Source organism: Mycolicibacterium sphagni, assembly GCF_002250655.1.
Lineage (GTDB): Bacteria > Actinomycetota > Actinomycetes > Mycobacteriales > Mycobacteriaceae > Mycobacterium > Mycobacterium sphagni.
This window is the reverse complement of record NZ_NOZR01000057.1, coordinates 1-1,454: the sequence shown is the minus strand read 5'-3', so window position 1 is coordinate 1,454 and position 1,454 is coordinate 1. Positions and strand designations below refer to the sequence as shown.

General features: G+C 62.4%; 1 protein-coding gene. It reads left to right on the top strand.

The annotated features are described in order from the left end of the window. Window positions 1-52: 52 nt before the first annotated feature. Window positions 53-1,447 (top strand): IS30 family transposase, encoded by a 1,395-nt coding sequence (locus CG716_RS29360; protein ID WP_094484660.1) that lies wholly within the window; start codon window positions 53-55, stop codon window positions 1,445-1,447. The last annotated feature ends 7 nt before the right edge of the window (window positions 1,448-1,454 follow it).

Genomic DNA, 1,454 nt, shown 5'->3' with positions numbered 1-1,454 from the left:
TGACTAGGTTCAACCGGTCGAAGCAACACCCTGAAATTTTGGAGGGTGTTCGATGGTTCGTCGGCAGCAAGCAGCAGATCGCGCTATTCGTCGTGCGATGAGGTCTCCGGGGGCGCCGCGGCTTCAGCGCGAGATAGAGCGGCTGTTTTGGATCGAGATTGCTAAGGGGTCGTTGCCGGCGGCGGCCGCCATCGCCGTCGGCGCGTCGCAGCCGGTCGGGCAGCGGTGGTTCCACAACGCTGGCGGCATGCCACCGTTTGATCTGACGCCACCTTCAGGGCGCTACCTGTCGTTTCGTGAGCGGGAGGAGATCGCGCTGCTGAGGGTCCAAGGCGCCGGAGTCCGCCAGATCGCTCGGGCGATCGGTCGAGATCCCTCCACGATCTCGCGTGAACTGCGCCGCAACGCCGCCACTCGCGGATACACATCCGAATACCGCGCGTCGGTTGCGCAATGGAAGGCCGAGCTGAGCGCCAAGCGCCCGAAACGGGCCAAACTGGTCACAAATGAGCGGCTGCATGCCTATGTCCAACAACGGTTGTCGGGCCAGATCAGCAGACCCGACGGTTCGATCGTGGCCGGGCCGCCGCCACCGCGATGGACCGGCAACAACAAGCCACACCGCAAAGACCGAGCATGGGTGCAGGCCTGGAGTCCAGAGCAGATAGCCAACCGGATCAAACTCGATTTCCCTGATGATGAGTCCATGCGTATCAGCCACGAGGCGATCTATCAGTCGCTCTACATTGAAGGCCGCGGTGCGCTCAAGCGCGAGTTGGTCTGGTGTCTTCGCACCGGGCGAGCTCTGCGCGCGCCACGGGAACGTTCCCGCCGCAAGGCCTGGGCGCACGTCACACCGGAGACGCTGATCAGCGAACGCCCCGCAGAAGCTGAGGACCGTGCTGTTCCTGGGCACTGGGAAGGCGATCTCCTGATCGGACTGGAGCGCTCAGCCATCGGCACCGTCGTCGAACGCACAACGCGATTCACCATGCTCGTCCACCTGCCCCGCGAGCAGGGTTACCGACACAAGCACACGATCAAGAACGGCCCAGCCCTGGCTGGCTACGGCGCGATCACCATGAAAAGCACACTCGCCGAGACGATGTCGACTCTGCCGGATCAACTGACTCGATCGCTGACCTGGGACCGAGGCAAGGAGATGTCCGCGCACGCCCAGTTCAAGGTGGAGACGGGTATACCTGTGTTCTTCGCCGACCCACAATCACCATGGCAACGCGGAACGAATGAGAACACCAATGGTCTTTTACGGCAATACTTTCCGAAAGGAACCGACCTGTCCCGATGGACCGCAGAAGACATCGAAGCGGTCGCTCACGCCCTCAACACCCGACCCCGCAAGACCCTCGGCTGGAAGACCCCGGCTGAGGCCTTCAACGACCAGTTACTCTTGCTCCAACAAGCCGGTGTTGCGACAACCGATTGAATCCGCC

Coding starts and splice junctions, on each gene's coding strand:
- CG716_RS29360 (WP_094484660.1), top strand. CDS start 53: ATGGTTCGTCGGCAGCAAGCAGCAGATCGCGCTATTCGTCGTGCGATG.